20 protein-coding genes are annotated in these 17,778 nt (G+C 45.4%); 13 read left to right on the top strand and 7 right to left on the bottom strand.

Going from position 1 to position 17,778, the window contains the following annotated elements; genetic code table 11:
• Positions 1-276: 276 nt before the first annotated feature.
• Positions 277-777, top strand: coding sequence for a SixA phosphatase family protein (locus OGH69_RS17490; RefSeq protein ID WP_265175790.1), 501 nt, complete (start codon positions 277-279; stop codon positions 775-777).
• Between the two features lie 262 nt (positions 778-1,039).
• Entirely contained in the window at positions 1,040-1,495 is a 456-nt protein-coding gene (gene smpB / locus OGH69_RS17485; protein WP_265175789.1) for an SsrA-binding protein SmpB, read from the top strand.
• A gap of 8 nt (positions 1,496-1,503) precedes the next feature.
• On the opposite strand, the gene OGH69_RS17480 is transcribed toward smpB, so the two are convergent.
• From OGH69_RS17480 to OGH69_RS17470, 3 genes are all read right to left on the bottom strand, one after another.
• Entirely contained in the window at positions 1,504-2,343 is an 840-nt protein-coding gene (locus OGH69_RS17480; protein ID WP_265175788.1) for a GIY-YIG nuclease family protein, read from the bottom strand.
• Positions 2,344-2,375: 32 nt separating this feature from the next.
• The gene (locus OGH69_RS17475; RefSeq protein ID WP_265175787.1) at positions 2,376-3,026 is read right to left on the bottom strand and encodes a DUF1349 domain-containing protein; all 651 of its coding nucleotides are present in this window, start codon (positions 3,024-3,026) and stop codon (positions 2,376-2,378) included.
• Between the two features lie 223 nt (positions 3,027-3,249).
• Positions 3,250-3,897, bottom strand: a complete 648-nt coding sequence (locus OGH69_RS17470; RefSeq protein WP_265175786.1) for a protein-L-isoaspartate(D-aspartate) O-methyltransferase — start codon at positions 3,895-3,897, stop codon at positions 3,250-3,252.
• 237 nt (positions 3,898-4,134) lie between these two features.
• Between OGH69_RS17470 and OGH69_RS17465 the strand changes: the two genes are divergently transcribed.
• The 11 genes from OGH69_RS17465 to OGH69_RS17415 all read left to right on the top strand — a co-directional run bounded on the left by OGH69_RS17465 (position 4,135) and on the right by OGH69_RS17415 (position 13,500).
• A complete protein-coding gene (locus OGH69_RS17465) occupies positions 4,135-5,109 on the top strand; it encodes a Gfo/Idh/MocA family protein (RefSeq protein ID WP_265175785.1) in 975 nt (324 codons plus the stop codon).
• A 5-nt stretch (positions 5,110-5,114) separates the two neighbouring features.
• Positions 5,115-6,125 carry a PDDEXK nuclease domain-containing protein gene (locus OGH69_RS17460; protein WP_265175784.1) on the top strand — a complete coding sequence of 337 codons (1,011 nt, stop codon included), beginning with the start codon at positions 5,115-5,117 and terminating at the stop codon, positions 6,123-6,125.
• A 13-nt stretch (positions 6,126-6,138) separates the two neighbouring features.
• Positions 6,139-7,023 carry a 3-hydroxyacyl-CoA dehydrogenase family protein gene (locus tag OGH69_RS17455; protein ID WP_265175783.1) on the top strand — a complete coding sequence of 295 codons (885 nt, stop codon included), beginning with the start codon at positions 6,139-6,141 and terminating at the stop codon, positions 7,021-7,023.
• Between the two features lie 93 nt (positions 7,024-7,116).
• Entirely contained in the window at positions 7,117-7,329 is a 213-nt protein-coding gene (locus OGH69_RS17450; protein WP_265175782.1) for a DUF2683 family protein, read from the top strand.
• Complete coding sequence (locus OGH69_RS17445) at positions 7,311-7,592, top strand: Txe/YoeB family addiction module toxin (protein ID WP_265175781.1); 282 nt, start codon at positions 7,311-7,313, stop codon at positions 7,590-7,592. Before OGH69_RS17450 ends, OGH69_RS17445 begins: the two co-directional genes overlap by 19 nt.
• 39 nt (positions 7,593-7,631) lie before the next feature.
• Positions 7,632-8,846, top strand: coding sequence for a DUF1015 domain-containing protein (locus OGH69_RS17440; RefSeq protein ID WP_265175780.1), 1,215 nt, complete (start codon positions 7,632-7,634; stop codon positions 8,844-8,846).
• Between the two features lie 39 nt (positions 8,847-8,885).
• Positions 8,886-9,548, top strand: coding sequence for a YggS family pyridoxal phosphate-dependent enzyme (locus tag OGH69_RS17435; protein WP_265175779.1), 663 nt, complete (start codon positions 8,886-8,888; stop codon positions 9,546-9,548).
• A gap of 86 nt (positions 9,549-9,634) precedes the next feature.
• Complete coding sequence (locus tag OGH69_RS17430; RefSeq protein WP_265175778.1) at positions 9,635-10,999, top strand: exonuclease domain-containing protein; 1,365 nt, start codon at positions 9,635-9,637, stop codon at positions 10,997-10,999.
• A gap of 37 nt (positions 11,000-11,036) precedes the next feature.
• Complete coding sequence (locus OGH69_RS17425) at positions 11,037-11,849, top strand: ion transporter (RefSeq protein WP_265175777.1); 813 nt, start codon at positions 11,037-11,039, stop codon at positions 11,847-11,849.
• Positions 11,849-12,760 carry a tRNA (adenosine(37)-N6)-dimethylallyltransferase MiaA gene (gene miaA / locus OGH69_RS17420; RefSeq protein WP_265175776.1) on the top strand — a complete coding sequence of 304 codons (912 nt, stop codon included), beginning with the start codon at positions 11,849-11,851 and terminating at the stop codon, positions 12,758-12,760. Before OGH69_RS17425 ends, miaA begins: the two co-directional genes overlap by 1 nt.
• Entirely contained in the window at positions 12,760-13,500 is a 741-nt protein-coding gene (locus tag OGH69_RS17415; RefSeq protein WP_265175775.1) for an acyl-[acyl-carrier-protein] thioesterase, read from the top strand. The genes miaA and OGH69_RS17415 overlap by 1 nt, the downstream gene beginning before the upstream one ends.
• 243 nt (positions 13,501-13,743) lie before the next feature.
• Here OGH69_RS17415 and OGH69_RS17410 read toward each other — a convergent pair whose 3' ends face one another.
• From OGH69_RS17410 to OGH69_RS17395, 4 genes are all read right to left on the bottom strand, one after another.
• On the bottom strand, positions 13,744-14,466 hold the full coding sequence (locus OGH69_RS17410; RefSeq protein WP_265175774.1) for a response regulator transcription factor: 723 nt from the start codon (positions 14,464-14,466) through the stop codon (positions 13,744-13,746).
• Between the two features lie 4 nt (positions 14,467-14,470).
• A complete protein-coding gene (locus OGH69_RS17405; protein ID WP_265175792.1) occupies positions 14,471-16,015 on the bottom strand; it encodes a sensor histidine kinase in 1,545 nt (514 codons plus the stop codon).
• Between the two features lie 65 nt (positions 16,016-16,080).
• Positions 16,081-16,671, bottom strand: coding sequence for a dephospho-CoA kinase (gene coaE / locus OGH69_RS17400; protein ID WP_265175773.1), 591 nt, complete (start codon positions 16,669-16,671; stop codon positions 16,081-16,083).
• A 2-nt stretch (positions 16,672-16,673) separates the two neighbouring features.
• Positions 16,674-17,672: a glycosyltransferase family 2 protein gene (locus OGH69_RS17395; protein WP_265175772.1), complete on the bottom strand. Its 999-nt coding sequence runs from the start codon at positions 17,670-17,672 to the stop codon at positions 16,674-16,676.
• Between the last annotated feature and the right edge of the window lie 106 nt (positions 17,673-17,778).

Genomic DNA, 17,778 nt, shown 5'->3' with positions numbered 1-17,778 from the left:
TAAGATAGTTAGCAGAGTATTCTCTGTAATCAATAGACAGTCACCCTTTATAAATACATATAAATTCGCAGGATAATTTTTTACTGATTTTAATTGTTTTATATCATAGAATGCGGAGCTCAAAGGGCACAAAGGTTGCACTTCACTTTGTGTGCGTCAACATAGCTTTATGATCCCCATGCAACCCTGGAGAACTTTGTCGTAAAAATCAAAACCACATCAGACAGAATTTTACTAATTTTATATGATTACCGTAAAAACTTTGAAACTTTAGACATGAAACTATTCCACCTCATAGCAACATTATTTTTTATGACGATAGCATCTGCACAGGAAAGAAGCACCACCATTTACCTGATACGCCACGCCGAGAAAGCCGACATGAGTGCCAACACACACCTGTCTGAAGCGGGCAAAAAGCGCGCTCAAAAATGGGCACAGTATTTTGCGGGGAAAGGCATTTCGGCAGTGTATGCCACGCCCTACAACCGCACGCGCGAGACCGCACAGCCCTTGGCAGATGTCCAAAAACTACAGGTAACCGAATACGGCCCACGCGAGATGGACCTCATTACACTGGCTAAACAGCACCATAACCAATCGGTGGTCGTGGTGGGGCACAGCAATACCATTCCCGGCTATGTGAACAAGGCATTGGGCGAAAACAAGCATGCCGACATTGCCGAGGAGGAATTCGGAAAGGTGTACATCGTGCAGATTGCAAATGAAAAGGTGGAGAGCGTGCGTGTGTTTATGATTATGAATTATGGATTATGAATTGATCCAAATCATGAACGGTCCGTCATTGCGAGGCACGAAGCAATCTTTCAATGCACCCACGAATGGTAGTAACGGAGGAAAGATTGCCGCGCTACGTGCCTCCGCTCGCAATGACGGTGCGGAGAGAAAATCCGTGTCCATCCGCCCTATCCGCGTCATCCGCGTTCCAAATGAATTTGTGTAATTCGTGGCTAAGCCCAATCTTTTCCACCTGCCTGTTATTGCTACTTTAAACTATTGTAACTAAATTTGCATCCCTATGCAAAAAACGGTAAACATACTCAACAAGCGCGCGCGCTTTGACTACGAAATATTAGAGCGCTATGATGCAGGCATTGTGCTGGCCGGGTCGGAGATCAAATCCATCCGACTGGGCAAGGCTTCCATTGCCGAGAGTTTTTGCGAATTCCAGGGCATGGAGCTGTTTGCCATCAATACCAATATCGAGGAGTATGCCTTTAGCCGCAGCTTTAGCCACAAGCCTAAAAGCGAACGCAAGCTGCTGCTCAACAAAAAGGAACTGAAAAGCCTCCACAAAAGCGTGCAGAACCAGGGGCTTACCATCATTCCGCTACGGATGTTTACCAACGAAAAAGGCATTGCCAAACTGGAAATAGGCCTGTGCCGCGGTAAGAAAAACTACGACAAGCGCGAAACTATGAAAGAGCGCGATACGAAAAGGGATCTGGACAGGATTAAGAAGATTTATAAGTAGTACCCTATTTAGTCTTTATTATTCTTCCTATTTAATACGGGCTTGTACTTTTGAATTAAATATTCTTCAAGTTCATATCTTCCAAATGAAACAGGGAAGATTACGAGTTTGCATTTTTTTAAATAATCATTAATCGCCATCTCCTCGATTTCAGAAAAATATCGAAATTTTCCATTCATTTCTTTTAATTGAAAATCTAAAACGTTAGTACCTATATGCCGCCTAAGAGCAGAAAAGTAAGATCTTTTCGAATGCGTAATAATACGTTCACCAACGTTTGAACTTTCACCAATATATAAAAGCGCCCCGGATTTATCGATTACCAGATATAGCCCAGCATTAGAAATGATTTTAGCATCAAACCAATTTGTAAATTTTGAATTTAAAACTATATTTTCACCTTGTTTTAATATGTCTGAATGAATTTCTTGTGTAGTGTTCCAAAGTCCATTTTGATCAGCAATACAATAATTGCTTCTTTTCCCAATTTGAAATCTGTTGAGTGTTGTTGGCAAATTTACTATACCGAATTCCTCTATTTCTTTCCTACCAATGTTAGACTGTATACATTGTATTTGAAAATTATCAATAGTAACTAATTTACCATCATTCAATCCTTTAAAGTTTTTATAAAACGTTGAGGTTTTTGGCGCAAATTGTTGCTTAAGCCTTTTTAAAAGATCACTACCTTCTCCAATATATAATGCTTTACCGTCCAAAGAAATCAAATAATTGCCAAATCCTTTTTCTTTGATATCTCCTAAATAACTAAAAGATTCTGTTTTGAGTTTATTCAGCCCACAGGAGAGAATTATATCCGACTGTTTTTGAATTTCATTCCAAGTCATAGCAACTTACTTTGATACAACCAATTAATAAATCACTCCTTATGCTCCTCCAGCCATTCCAGCCTCCTTTGGTCCGGCAAATGCTTTACAGAAAAATGCTCGAACTTCGCCTCAAAGCCATTGCCATCAGGTGAGGCAGCCATCAGGCCTACCATAACCGGGGTGTTATCCTGTAGCGGGGCATTGCGCGTCATGATCCAGGTTTTGTCGTCAAGGCTGTAGTAAATCTCTACCGCATCCAGCCTGCGCACCACCTTTATCCAGATGAACGGCGGCACTTTATCCAGCGGCGTTACGCTCCAGTCGCTCTTGTCGTGCGTCACCACAGTACTCACGTTGAACTTGCCGTCCACAAACTCCACACCTGTCTTGATGTAATGCTTATGGTCGATGCGCAACATCAGTCCCATCTGGTCAAAGCGGGCTTTGTAGGCACCGGTAAGCTTTACTTTGGCCTCGAACTCACCGCCGTAGGTGGCGTAGTAAAAAGGCGCGTCATCTACCGTAAAGCCATAGTGCGAAATGCGCCAGTAATCGCTCTTTGGCGTTACCTGCATAATGAGGCTTTTGTCTTTTATCTGCCATTGCGACGGCTCGTTGAACCACTGCATTTTTTCAAGGCTTTGCGCCGATGTGAAATGGGATGCCGCTATAACGGCCAGGCCGGTAAGTAGGTGTTTCATTGGAAAGGGGTTAATGCTGTAAATATAACAACTTTGTAAAACAACTCACAATGAAGATTTAAGTTGTCAGTCTTTTTAACCACATAGATACATAGCTTGTTGAGGTGGCTAAAGTTTTAATAGAGCTACTCATAGTTCGAAGCTTCGTTTCATCTATATGCCCGTATGTCTTCTCACAGCAAACATTGGCTATAAAACCTATGTATCTATGTGGTGAAAAACATCAATTCTTATTCTCCAGCAACGGCACAAACCTGAAATTCCCCAATTCGTGCTTTTCGAATTGCGTTTCGCTTTTGCGTATCAATAGCGTCATGACCTGGTTTTCGCTTTCGCCACCCACGGGAATTACCAGCCTGCCACCTATCTTTAGCTGTGCCATCAAAGGTTTCGGAATCATTGGTGCGCCTGCGGTTACAATGATGCTGTCGAACGGTGCGAAATTGGGTAATCCTTTATAGCCATCGCCAAAGGAAAGGTGTTTGGGGCGCATCCCTAATTTCGGAAGCAGCAGCGATGTCGATTTGAACAGTTCGTTCTGCCTTTCAACACTATACACTTTAGCCCCCATGGTACACAGCACCGCAGTCTGGTAGCCTGACCCCGTGCCTATTTCCAGTACCTTGTGGTCTTTTTCCACCTCCAGCAACTGCGACTGGTAAGCCACCGTGTAGGGCTGCGAAATGGTCTGCCCTGCCCCAATGGGAAAGGCTTTGTCCTGGTAGGCATAATCCTCGAACGACGAGTTGAGGAACAGGTGGCGTGGTATCTTGCGGATGGCTTCCAATACGTTTTTGTCGGTAATGCCTTTCTGTTCCAAAACGCTTACCAACTGATTGCGAAGTCCCTGATGTTTGGCTGTGTCTTTCAATTGCGGCTTGTATTAGTTGCGGTAAAAATAGGAAACATTTTTGTGATTTGTCAAGAGTACGGAGATTATAAGTTTTAGCCACGAATTACACGAATTTCACCCATTCTGTCATCCAGGCGAAATCAGGCAACATTGGAAAATTTGAGTAATTCGTGTAATTCGTGGCTGACTAATTTTAAACACCGCTTTTGGAAAATCAATCCAAATAATGTTATTTTTGTTTAAAATATACTTCTTATGCTAAAAGTTGGCGTACTCGGCGCGGGGCATCTCGGGAAGATCCACCTCCGCCTGCTCAACCAGTCTGAAAAATACGAGCTAACAGGTTTTTATGACCCAAACAGCGAAAATGCCGATAAGGTGGCCCAGGAATTCGGCTACCGGAAATTCGACACCATAGCCGAACTCATTGCCGCCGTAGATGTGGTGGACATTGTAACCCCTACCCTTTCGCACCACGATTGCGCCAAAGAGGCCATCCTTGCCGGGAAGCACGTTTTTGTGGAAAAGCCTATCTCCAACACGGTTGAAGAAGCCGAGGAGATCATGCAGCTTGCCGAAAAACATAATGTAAAGGGGCAGGTAGGCCACGTGGAGCGCTTCAATCCGGCATTCATTGCTACCAAAGCGATGATAGAGAACCCGATGTTCATCGAAACGCACCGCCTGGCGGAGTTCAACCCTCGCGGGACGGATGTGCCCGTGGTGCTCGACCTGATGATACACGATATCGACGTGATACTGAGCGTGGTGAAGTCGCCCGTAAAGCACATCAACGCAAGTGGTGTGGCGGTGATCAGCGATACGCCGGACATTGCCAACGCCCGCATCGAGTTTGAGAACGGCTGTGTGGCCAACCTTACGTCAAGCCGCATTTCGATGAAGAACATGCGCAAGTCGAGGTTCTTCCAGAAGGATGCCTACATATCGGTCGATTTCCTTGACAAGGTATGCGAAGTGGTAAAAATGAAGGACGCACCGGAAGTACCGGGCGATTTCGACATGATTCTGCAAAATGCCGAGGGCGTTAAAAAGCAGATTTACTTCGACAATCCCGATGTACAGGCCAATAACGCCATCCTCGACGAACTGGAAACCTTTGCCGATGCCATCAACAACGACACTACGCCTGTAGTTACTTTAGCAGATGGTACCGAAGCATTAAGGATAGCCTACCGAATCATAGAGGCATCGAAGAATAATTTGAAATAACTCAAGTGCTTCAGGACAGCGGCCTCATCCACGAAATAAAAAACCTCATAGCCACTGCGAGGGAAACCGCCATACGTACGGTTGACTTCCAGCGGACGCTGCTATACTGGCACATTGGCGAACGCATTTTTAATGAAGAACAGCGTGGAAAAAAACGTGCTGATTATGGAACGTATCTTGTAAAGCAATTGTCTGAAGCTTTACAGCCTGAGTTTGGTAGTGGGTTTTCTTTCCGAAACTTAAATTGGTACAGACAATTTTACAGGATGTTCCCAATTGTGAACACACTGCGTTCACAATTGACATGGAGTCATTATCGATTACTTTTGCGCATTGAAGATCAGGACAAAAGAGAATACTACATTGCCGAAACGGTAAAGAACAACTGGTCGGTACGGCAAATGGAACGGCAGGTAAACAGCCAGCTTTTCGAACGGTTGCTACTGAGCAATGATAAGGAAAGTGTTTTGGCTGTAGCGCGAAATGAACAGCTGCCTACAAGGCCTGAAGAAATTATTAAAGACCCGATGGTTCTTGAGTTTTTAGGTCTCAGGCGTGAAAGTGCCTACTATGAACGGGATTTAGAGCAGGCAATCATTACCCATTTGCAGGATTTTCTTTTAGAACTGGGCAACGGGTTTTCGTTTGTAGCACGTCAAAAAAGGCTACATCTGGATGGCGACGAATTCTTCGTTGACCTTGTATTCTATAATAGGCTGCTGCAATGCTTTGTGGTGTTTGAAATCAAAACACATAAACTGACACACGAAGACATTGGCCAACTACAGATGTATGTGAACTACTTTGACCGTGTGGAAAAAGTGGAGCATGAAAAACCTACGATAGGCGTTTTGCTCTGCGCCGATAAAAACAATGCGGTAGTGAAATTCTCACTGCCGGAAGACAACAAAACAATACTGGCAAGCCAGTACAAACTCATTCTTCCTACCGAAGAGCAGCTGTTGAACGAAATTAAAAAGGTGATCGATTTTATAAACAAACAACAAACAAACTAAACATAGTTAAAAAATGAAAAACATAGCTGTAATTGGCGCGGGTACCATGGGCAACGGGATTGCACATACCTTCGCGCAAAGCGGGTTTAATGTAAAGCTTATCGATGTATCGGAAAAATCGCTGGACAAAGGCATGGCGACCATTGCGGCCAACCTGGACAGGATGGTGGCAAAAGGCTCGATAACAGAAGAGGATAAGCACAAGACCATCAGCAATATCGTGACCTATACCGACATTCAGGATGGTGTAGTGAACGTTGACCTTGTAGTGGAGGCTGCTACCGAGAACGTAAACCTGAAACTGCAGATATTCAAGGACCTGAATGATTATTGCGAGCCTCATACCATTTTGGCTACCAATACCTCCTCAATATCCATTACGCAGATAGCCGCTGTAACGTCAAGGCAGGACAAGGTGATCGGGATGCACTTTATGAACCCGGTGCCTATCATGAAATTGGTAGAAATCATCCGCGGGTACAATACATCGGATGAAGTGACCAAAACCATCATGGAGCTTAGCGAAAAGCTGGGCAAAGTTCCGGTAGAGGTGAACGACTACCCGGGCTTTGTAGCCAACCGCATCCTGATGCCGATGATCAACGAGGCAATTGAAACGCTTTACAACGGCGTTGCAGGCGTATACGAAATCGACACTGTAATGAAGCTGGGCATGGCGCACCCTATGGGGCCGCTGCAACTCGCCGACTTCATTGGGCTTGACGTATGCCTTTCCATCCTGAATGTTATGTACGATGGCTTTAAAAACCCTAAATATGCCCCATGCCCGTTATTGGTAAACATGGTACGCGCCGGCAAGCTTGGCGTGAAGAGCGGCGAGGGCTTTTATGATTACTCCGAGAGTAAAAAGGCAGAGAAGGTAGCGTATAAGAAGTAACAAAGTTTTAAAGTGGCAAAGAGGTAAAGTAGATACATTCAACTTTGCCTCTTTGTTGCTATTTTCTTATATTTGTTAGTAAAAATATCGGCCATGGAAATTACAATTAAAATAAACCCCAGGAGCAAACAGGCCAAGGCATTCTTAGAATACCTTAAAGTATTGCCATTCGTACAAATCGAAGAAAAAGATAAATCCGGTTACACTCCTGAATTCACAGATAAAATAAAAAAGGGTGAGGCAGATATAAAGAAAGGCAAAACTACACGTATAAATCCTGACAATGTATGGGAAAATATTTTGTAGAAATTACTTCTGATGCCCGAAAAGATCTTCAAGCTCACTTTAAATCGGGCAACAAACCTATAATCAAAAAGATTGAAAAAATACTTTTAGAGCTTACTGTAACTCCTTATGAAGGCGAAGGCAGGCCGGAACAGTTAAAACATGATTTTAGCGGATACTGGTCAAGACGCATAAATCAAAAAGATCGGCTTGTTTATCGTGTCGAAGAACGGATAGTGACCGTATTCATAGTTTCGGCAATGGGACACTATAACGACAAATGATCCTGAATATTCAATCTAAAAACCTGAAACCAATAAAATTTGGCAAAAATAATCCCATTCAGGGCGGTGCGGCCGGCGCGCGACAAGGCAGCGCTGGTTACCTCACGCTCCTACGACGATTACAGCCCCGCCGAGCTCGCCTCGCAGCTGGACTATAACCCGTACTCGTTCCTGCACGTGCTGAACCCTGCCTATGTAAATCAACTGAAGATTTCTGCATCCACACGGTTCAGGGCGGTGAAGACACGCTATGAAGAGTTCAAACACGAGCAGGTACTGAAGCATGAGGCAAACCCGGTTTTTTACCTGTACGAGATCCAGAGCAAGAGCCGGGTATATACAGGCATCATTGCCGGTACATCGATTGATGATTACAAGAACAATGTCATCAAAAAACACGAGGATACCCTGGCGTACCGCGTGGAATATTTTAAGGACTACCTGCACCAGACGGGCTTCAATACCGAACCGGTGCTCATTACCTACCCTGAAAACAACGAGATCGCCGAATGGATAGCCGCCAAAAAGCAAAAACGACCGTTGTATTTGTTCTCGTCGCCCAACCGTGACAAGCATACGCTGTGGCGGATAAAGGACGATGCCGAGATACAATGGCTTAAGGACAAATTCGGTGCCATGGAGAGCCTGTACATTGCCGACGGGCACCACCGTTCGGCTTCGGCGGAAATGCTGTATGACGAGGACAAGGCATCGGGTAATGAAAACCTGAACTACTTCATGAGCTTCCTCATCTCGGAAAACGACCTGAAAATCTACGAGTACAACCGCATCATCCATGACCTGAACGGATTGACTAAAGATAAGTTCCTCAAGTCACTTTCGTCTGACTTCACGATTGAAAACAAAGGCCAGCAATTGTGGAAACCGGAAGCAAAATTCCAATACGGGATGTACCTGGACGGCGATTTCTATGCGCTTTACCTGAAAAACACTACCTTTAGTTCGGTGGCCGAGGCATTGGACGCACAAATATTATACGATAAAGTATTGCAGCCATTGCTGGGCATTACCGACCTGCGCAACGACAGCCGCATTGAGTACATTCCCGGCAGCAAGCCCGTGACCGCTATAAAACAAATGGTGGATGAGGGCGAATACGAAGTCGGCTTTACGCTCTTCCCAGCCAGCATTGAAGAAATAAAACACCTGGCCGATAACAACCTCATCATGCCACCGAAGAGCACGTATATTGAACCAAAGTTCAGGAGTGGGCTGGTGGTTTATGAGATATAATTTCAGATTTCAGAATGTAGATTTCAGATTTTTCCAATCATGACGATTAAAGACAATCTTAATAAAATACAATCCTCCCTCCCGCCCCATGTTACATTGGTCGCGGTAAGCAAAACCTGGCCGGTGCCCGACCTGATGGAAGCCTACAACGCCGGGCAGCGCATTTTCGGGGAAAACAAGATACAGGAAATGGCCGCCAAATATGAGGAGATGCCAAAGGATATCCAATGGCACATGATAGGCCACGTGCAGACCAACAAAGTCAAGTACATGGCGTCGTTCGTGACCCTTGTGCACGGCGTGGACAGCCTGAAGCTTTTGGCTGAAATTGACAAGCAGGCCAAAAAGCACAACCGTGTTATCGACTGCCTGCTGCAAATGCACATTGCTGAGGAAGATACAAAATTTGGCATGGACGAAAACGAACTTAACGACCTGTTGGCCTCCGCTGAATTTAAACAGCTGCAAAACATCCGCGTTACGGGGCTTATGGGCATGGCTACCTTTACCGATGATGAAGTCCAAATACGAAGGGAATTTACACATCTAAAAGATAACTTTGACCGCCTGAGTAAGCAACCTTCCACCGCCAACTGTCAACTGTCAACTTTATCGATGGGCATGAGCGGCGACTACAAAATCGCCATGGATTGCGGCAGTACCATGGTACGGATAGGGAGCAGTATTTTTGGAAAGCGGTAATTTGGTTATTTGTTTATTTAGACAAGGAGTGTGGTTTAAATTCCCGAACTTTGTATCTTTAAGCAATAATACTTAGATAAGATTTTTTGTACGCAATACTCGACATAGAAACTACCGGCGGGCAGTTTAACGAAGAAGGAATCACCGAAATTGCCATTTATAAATATGACGGGCATGAAATCGTTGACCAGTTCATCAGCCTCTTAAACCCGGAAAAACCCATTCAGCCCTTTGTAGTGAAGCTTACCGGCATCAACAATGCCATGCTGCGCAGCGCGCCCAAGTTTTATGAGGTGGCCAAGCGCATCATCGAGATTACCGACGGCTGCGTACTCGTGGCGCACAACGCCCAGTTCGATTACCGCGTACTCCGCACGGAGTTCCGCAACCTGGGTTACGACTTCGAAAAACAAACACTGTGTACCGTAGAGCTTTCGCAGAAATTGCTTCCGGAACAGCCTTCCCACAGCCTCGGCAAGCTTGTCCGTGCCCTGGGCATCCCCATGACCGACAGGCACCGTGCCACCGGCGATGCACTTGCAACAGTACACCTCTTCAAGCTTTTACAGGAAAAAGATGTTGAAAAGGAAATCCTGAAAAGCCTGATAAAAACCGAAGTGAAAAAAGGCCTGGCACCAAAGCTGATGGATCTGCTGGACAGCATTCCTTCGATAACTGGTGTATATTACATCCATAAGGAAGACGGGCAAATGATCTACCTCGGCAAGAGCCGCAACATCAAAAAACGCGTCAACCAGCATTTTACAGGCACTTCGTCCAAATCTAAAAAGATACAAAAACTGGCCTTTACGGTCAACTATGAAGCCACAGGCAGTGAACTCATTGCATTATTGAAGGAGTGCAGCGAGATAAAAGCCAACAGGCCAACCTATAATGCCGCACTGAAGAAGAATATCTTCCCGTGGTCGATATATGCCGAAACAGACGCCAACGGCTATATTGCCCTGAAGCTGCAAAAGACCGATGCCCGCAGGAAAGAGGTCCTATCGTTTGCCGGGCCCGCAGAAGGCAAAAGCGCCCTCTTTAAAGCTACCGAAACTTACAGGCTGTGCCAAAAGGTAAACGGCATGGACCCGACGGCAAAAGATCATTGTTTCCCCTATGAGCTGGGCGAATGCAACGGTGCCTGCCTGCAAAAGGAACCGCCTGGAGAATACAACCTGCGTGTTAATGAATACATACTGGAGAACAGCTTCAGCAACCAGACAATGGCCATCATTGACCGGGGGCGTACCGTGGAAGAGCGCAGTGTGGTGCTGATCGAGGACGGGGTGTACAAAGGCTATGGCTTTTTCAACCTCAACTACCAGGTGCACAAGATTGACATATTAAAAAACATCATTGTCCCCATGGAGGATAATAAGGATGTTCGCCGCATCATCCGCAACTACATGCATAAAAAGAAAGGCCTGAAAATAGTACGTTTCTGATAGATTTCGTATTTTTATTAAAACTAAAATCTCCTTCATGCCTATCATTTCGGAAACTTTCAGGAAAAAGCTCCATACCGTCATTTATGAAGCCGATACCCCTGCGGGAAAGTTTTTCGACCTCAGCCTTATCATCATCATACTCATCAGCGTTATTGCGGTGATGCTGGAAAGCGTGGCCTCCATCAAGATAAAGTATGGATATGAGCTTGCAGTTCTTGAGTGGGTGGTGACCATCTTTTTTACGTTGGAATACATTGCCCGCATTGTGGCCGGTAACCGCCCGTGGAACTACATCTTCAGCTTTTACGGCATAGTCGACCTGCTGGCGACGCTCCCAAAATACCTCGGATTGCTATTCCCCGGCACAGGTTTCCTCATTGCCATACGGGCGATACGGCTGCTCCGCATTTTCAGGATACTCAAGCTCGTGCATTTCGTAGGCGCATCAAACCAGCTTTTGGCCGCATTAAAGAAAAGCAGGGTCAAGATAGCAGTATTCCTCTTTAGCGTTATTGTGCTTTGCATCATACTCGGCACGCTGATGTACATGATCGAAGGGCCGGAAAGCGGCTTTACCAGCATACCCGTAAGCATTTACTGGACAATCGTTACCCTCACAACGGTAGGCTTTGGCGATATTACACCCGTTACGCCTGTAGGGCAGTTCGTCTCCATGCTCATTATGATACTCGGATATGGCATCATTGCGGTGCCTACAGGGCTGGTAACGGCACAATTCATTACCGCCCCGCCCCATGAAAACACACAGTCGTGCCCCAACTGTGGTGCCGAACACCATAGGGACAATGCTAAATTCTGCTATAATTGCGGCTATAAGATCAATTAATGGATACTTCACCCAAATACCTAATCACCATCATAGGCCCGACGGCCATAGGCAAAACAGCGCTGTCCATAAAGATTGCGCAGCACTTTGGCTGTGACATCATTTCGGCCGACAGTAGGCAGTTCTTTAAAGAGATGGCCATTGGCACGGCTGTACCTTCTGCCGAAGAGCTGGCAGGCGCGCCGCATCATTTCATACAGAATATCAGCATATTTGACGACTATACCGTGGGCGACTTTGAGCGCGATGCCCTTGCAAAGCTTGACGGGCTGTACCAAACCAATGATTTTGCTGTAATGGTGGGCGGTTCAGGGCTGTACATCGATGCCGTGCTAAAAGGCTTTGACGACTTTCCCGATGTTGATCCTTCGGTACGCGAAGACCTGATCGCCCAATACGAAAAATACGGTATCAGCTACCTTCAGGAGAGGCTGAAAGTGGTCGACCCAATACACTACGAAAAGGTCGCACTCGAAAACCCGCAGCGGCTCATGAGGGCGCTTGAGGTGAGCATCGGATCCGGGAGGGCCTACTCCTCCTTCCTGAACATCAAAAAAAATTCCCGCCGTTTCACTCCCATCATAATTGGGCTGGAAGCGGACAGGGCGACCATTTACAGCCGCATCAACGAGCGTGTCGATATCATGGCTGCCAACGGGTTGGTGGAGGAAGCACGTGCACTTTATCCGCACAAAAAACTAAATGCACTGCAAACGGTAGGCTATCGCGAACTGTTCGCCCACTTCGACGGCGATCTGGCCCTGGAGGAAGCCCTGGAAGAAATAAAAAAGAACACGCGCCGTTTTGCCAAAAGGCAGATGACCTGGTTCCAACGCAATGAGCAGGCCAAATGGTTCGATTTTACCACGCCGGCAGAAGACATTATTAACCACATTGAAAGCATACGATAATGCCCATATCCGACAAATTTGAGTCTGTATATTCCCAGGACTGGGAAATCAATTTCCTGCAATGCACGCCCAACGGCCTGCTGAAGCACACCGAACTCTGCAACCTGCTCCAGCTTACCGCCGGCAGCCACGCCGAACTGGGCGGGCTAAGCTTTACCGACATGCAGGAGCACGACCAGGCGTGGGTACTGAGCCGGATGCGCGTGGAAATTGATGAGTTGCCGAAATGGCGCGATACGGTTACCGTAAAAACATGGATATACGACCTGCAGGGGTCGCGCTCAATACGCGCTCTGGAAATGTACCTGGGCGATAAGAAGATTGCCGGTTCCGAAACATTTTGGGCGGTATTCAATACCAGGCTGCGCAGGCCCGAAGCCCTCGCCCTCCCCCATGAGCATTTTGAAAAGTACCCCGAAAGGCGTGCTACCGTTGAAACGTTTAAGAAGGTGGACATATCACGCGAAGCGGCGCTGCATTCCGAACGGACAGTGGTTTTATCCGACCTTGACATCGTATTCCATGCGAACAACGTAAAATACCTGGAGTGGTGCCTGGATGCCATCGAACCGAAACCGATACTAAATAACCGCCTGGCAAGCTTCGACATCAACTATATGCGCGAGCTGATGCTTGGCGATGTGGTTGAGATAACCACTGGTACTGAGGGTAATCAGGATTATTTTACCATCAATAAGGAAGGTAAAAGCTGTTTTGCCCTGGAATTAAATTGGAGATAACAAGGGAACGCGGATGATCCCGCCCATTGCGGGACAAGCTGCGGATTGGGCAGATTGTCACGGATTTATTTTCATGACACGTCACCGCGGTGCCAATAACTATAGAGAGTATCTTCAGGAAAGATTGCCGCGACCCGTTCCTCCGCACGCCCTAACGGAGTGGTTCGACGCAGTCAATGACAGCGACATAAAATCAAAAGCCCTGCTATCGGGGGCAGGGCTTATAAAATCTATTTCGAAATATTATTTCTCTTCAGTAACTTTGTTTTTTACAACAAGCCTGAAGCCTTCTCCGTGGATGTTAAGGATTTCAACTTCTTCATCCAGCTTTAGGTACTTTCTAAGCTTGGCAATATAAACGTCCATGCTTCGTGATGTAAAGTAGTTGTCGTCCCTCCAGATTTTTGTCAGCGCAAGTTCCCTTGGCATAAGGTCATTTTCATGCAGTGCAAGCATTTTCAAAAGCTCGTTTTCTTTTGGCGAAAGCTTGATAGGCTCATCGTTGTCAAAAGTAAGGAAACGCAGCTTGGAGTTCAGGTGGAACCTGCCTATCTGGAACTCAAACTTGGTATTGTCCGTTTTAGTTTCAGAGGCTTTCCTCTGGATAATGGCCTTGATTTTCATCAAAAGCACTTCAGAGTCGAACGGCTTGTTCAGGTAATCGTCCGCACCTACTTTGTAGCCTTTCAGCACATCCTCTTTCATCGACTTAGCTGTTAGGAAAATGATAGGCACTTCCTTATTTTTTTCCCTGATTTCACGCGCCAGGGTATATCCGTCCTTGTAAGGCATCATTACGTCCAGGATGCACAGGTCGAAATTGTCCTTTTTGAACTTTTCAAAACCTTCCATTCCGTTCTTAGCCAGTGTAACTTCAAAATCATTAATTGAGAGATAGTCTTTCAGTACCGACCCAAAGTTAGGATCATCCTCTACCAAAAGGATCTTTTTGTTTACTTCTTCCATATGTTTAATTTATTAGTGGCATTTTTATTATAAAGGTACTGCCTTTTCCTTTTTCACTTTCTACGTATATGTGGCAATTATGGTCTTCAATTATCCGTTTTACATAGGCCAGCCCGAGTCCGTGTCCTTTCACGTTGTGTATATCGCCTGTGTGCTCCCTGTAAAACTTCTCAAAGATTTTCTTCTGCACATTCTTCGACATTCCCAGGCCATGGTCCTTTATTTTTATCAGGACAAAGTCCTTTACATTCTCCGTGCTCACCTCTATAACGGGTTCATCGGGAGAATATTTGATGGCATTATCCAAAATATTAACAATTACATTGGTAAAATGCACATCATTAAGCAAAACTGTTGTCCTTTGCGCATCCAGATTCCTTGTCAGGGTACCCTGGCGGGCTTCTATTATCAGGATTACGTGCTCAATGGCTATATCCAGGACGTCATTTATATCAGCCTGCTCCTTTACAATCTCAAGCTCTTTTTTCTCTAATTTCGATATCTGCAACACATTTTCTACCTGCGAGTGCATCCGCTTATTCTCGTCGCGTATCATTTGCAGGTAACGCTGCACTTTTTCTTTGTCATCGAATATTTTCGGGCTCTTTATCGCATCCAGCGCCAGGTTTATGGTCGCTATCGGCGTTTTGAACTCATGCGTCATGTTATTGATAAAATCGGTTTTGATCTCCGATATGTGCTTTTGCCTAATGAGCTGGTTGATGGCGCTCAGGTACGCTATGATGATGATGAGCGTAAATATAATCGAGAGCGAAGTTATGCCCACAAGCTGCGAGAAGAGGAATACCCTCTTTTCAGGAAAGCTGAGTACCAGTACATACGCAGAAACACCGTCACTATCTGTAAAAACGTTGTGGTGCAGCAGTGCGCCCGGATCCGGATTGTACCTTAGGTTATCCGATTTTATCTTTGTCGGCATCTGGTTGCGGTATAGCGCAAACTCAAAAGGGGTGTGCACGTCATTCTGCTCCAGTTCTGTGCGTATGGTCTTTTCTACCTTACTTTTGGATATCCACTTCTCCGGCGGATTGTACTGGCGGTAGTCTTTGAGGTAACCTGCCAATTGAAAGTCGAACCAGCGTTCTTCATCTTCAGTGCCTGTACGGTCGGTCTTCAGTATTTTTTCCTCGCCTGTTTTAACCTTGTTTCCGGATTTTCTCCGCACAAAATTATCAATCATGCTTTTATCAAAGAACACTTCATTATAATCCTCACGCGTAACATTGTCAGAATAAATGATCGGTTTCTTCCGGGAACTCTCGTTACGCTCATAATACGGCAGCAGGTCTTCACGGTACGGATTGCGGCCCAGGTCAGTTTTTGCTTTTACATATATCTTGTAAAATTCATCGGCTTCCTGCGCCTCAAGCTTGTTGGTTACCTTATCCAGCAGGCCCTGTATGTGGAACCTGAACTGCTCATCATTATTTTTGAGCGACGAATTAACCCAATATAGCTGTACCAGTATAATGCCTATCAGGGACAGGCTCATAAAGAATACCAGTAAGCGAAACCTTGTTTTATTCATCATTACAAAATTAACATTTTAACATTTAACGCCCGAAAATATTAACCAAAGATTAACAAGCACGCTTAAAGCACGTTACTTGTTATAATTTTATATACGGATAATGCATTTTCTTTAGCTTTTTCCGGGGTGTTGTTTTCTATAATATAATTGCTCATGGCTGCCTTTTTTTCATCATCCCACTGGTTGTCCATACGTTGCAGCACTTTTTCGCGCGTGGTGCTGTCGCGCAGCATTACCCTGCGTATCCTTTCTTCACGCGGGGCAGTGACCAGTATTACCGCGTCGCAGTCTTTATAACTGCCGCTCTCAAACAGTATGGCAGCTTCCTTTATCACAACAGGCGCATCATTATTTGCTGCTACCCAGTCGATAAAATGCTGCTTCACCTTAGGATGGATAATGCTGTTCAGCTTCGCCAGCTTCGCAGGATCATTAAATACGATGGATGCGATTTTCTGCCTGTCGGGAAGGCCGTCTGTAAAGGCTGCTTCGCCTAAAGCATCCAGCACTTCACTGCAAGAATCGGGCCGATACAGTATTTTTTTTGCCTCATCATCAGCATAATATACCGGTACCCCCCAGAATGCAAAATATCCCGCAATGGTAGTCTTTCCGCTGCCAATGCCTCCCGTTAAGCCTATAATCTTTGTCATTCTTACTTCTTAAAGAATAATTCCGGAAAGGCCTCCTGTGGCTTCTGCCGGAGCAAATGTATTTTTACAAATGATTGGATATAGCCGGTTCCGTAGCCGTAAAATTGTATTGCCAGTGCAACTACAGACAAAAAACCAATGTGCAGGCTGTTATTGGCTACTGCCGAGGCTATTAAAACCAAAACAGCATACAATATATAAATGTATAGGAAAAGTTTTATATTAATTAACATTAATACAAGAGAAAAAATAAATCCGATAATAAAAAGCGACGGAAAAAGAAAGGTAAGCTTCTTGTATTCGGGATGCCAAAGATCCAGGATGGGCCGTACTTTGCCAAATTTGCTGACCTGCTTATTGAACTTTTCCCAGTCGATCCTCCTTTTGTGGTATACATAACAATCGGTAAAAAGACGGGTGCGGTAGCCCAACTTCCATAGCCTTATGGAAAGGTCCGGGTCTTCCCCCGGATGGATGTCGCCAAAACCTCCCGAGGCTTCAAAAGCTGTTTTGGAAAGCCCCATATTAAAGCTGCGCGGCTGGAATTTTTCTATCTTTTCCGATTTACCCCTGATCCCTCCCGTAGTAAGGAAAGAGGTCATGGTAAAATTGATGGCTTTTTGCACCTTGCTAAACGAATCCAGCGCCGCATCGGGCCCGCCAAAGCAGTCCACATAATCCGCTTCAAGGCTTTTTGCCACATTGGCAAGGTAAACGGGCGGTATGATGCAATCGGAATCGAGAATGATGAAATAATCCCCTTTGGCCTTACCCATGCCATAATTGCGTGAGTCGCCAGGCCCGGAATTTTCTTTATAATAGTAGGATATGTTGAGCCTTTCGTTATACTTATATACCACATCGCTGCAGGTTACAGACGATCCGTCTTCAATGATTACGATCTCGTAATCCTGCACACAGGTTTGCAAAGTAAGGCTTTCAAGCAATTCCTCAATCTCGTCGGGCCTGTTGAAAACCGGTATTATCAGCGAAAAAAACATTTATTCGGAATTTTTAACAAAGTTACTCCTTTTACACATAAAAAACCTATGAAAACGAATAGCTCTTATAAAAGAAACAAAAAAAGCCGCTGCAAACGCAGCGGCT

It is taken from the genome of Flavobacterium sp. MFBS3-15 (assembly GCF_026107645.2).
In the GTDB taxonomy this organism is placed as follows: Bacteria; Bacteroidota; Bacteroidia; order Flavobacteriales; family Flavobacteriaceae; genus Flavobacterium.
This window is presented reverse-complemented; position numbering and strand designations above follow the sequence as displayed.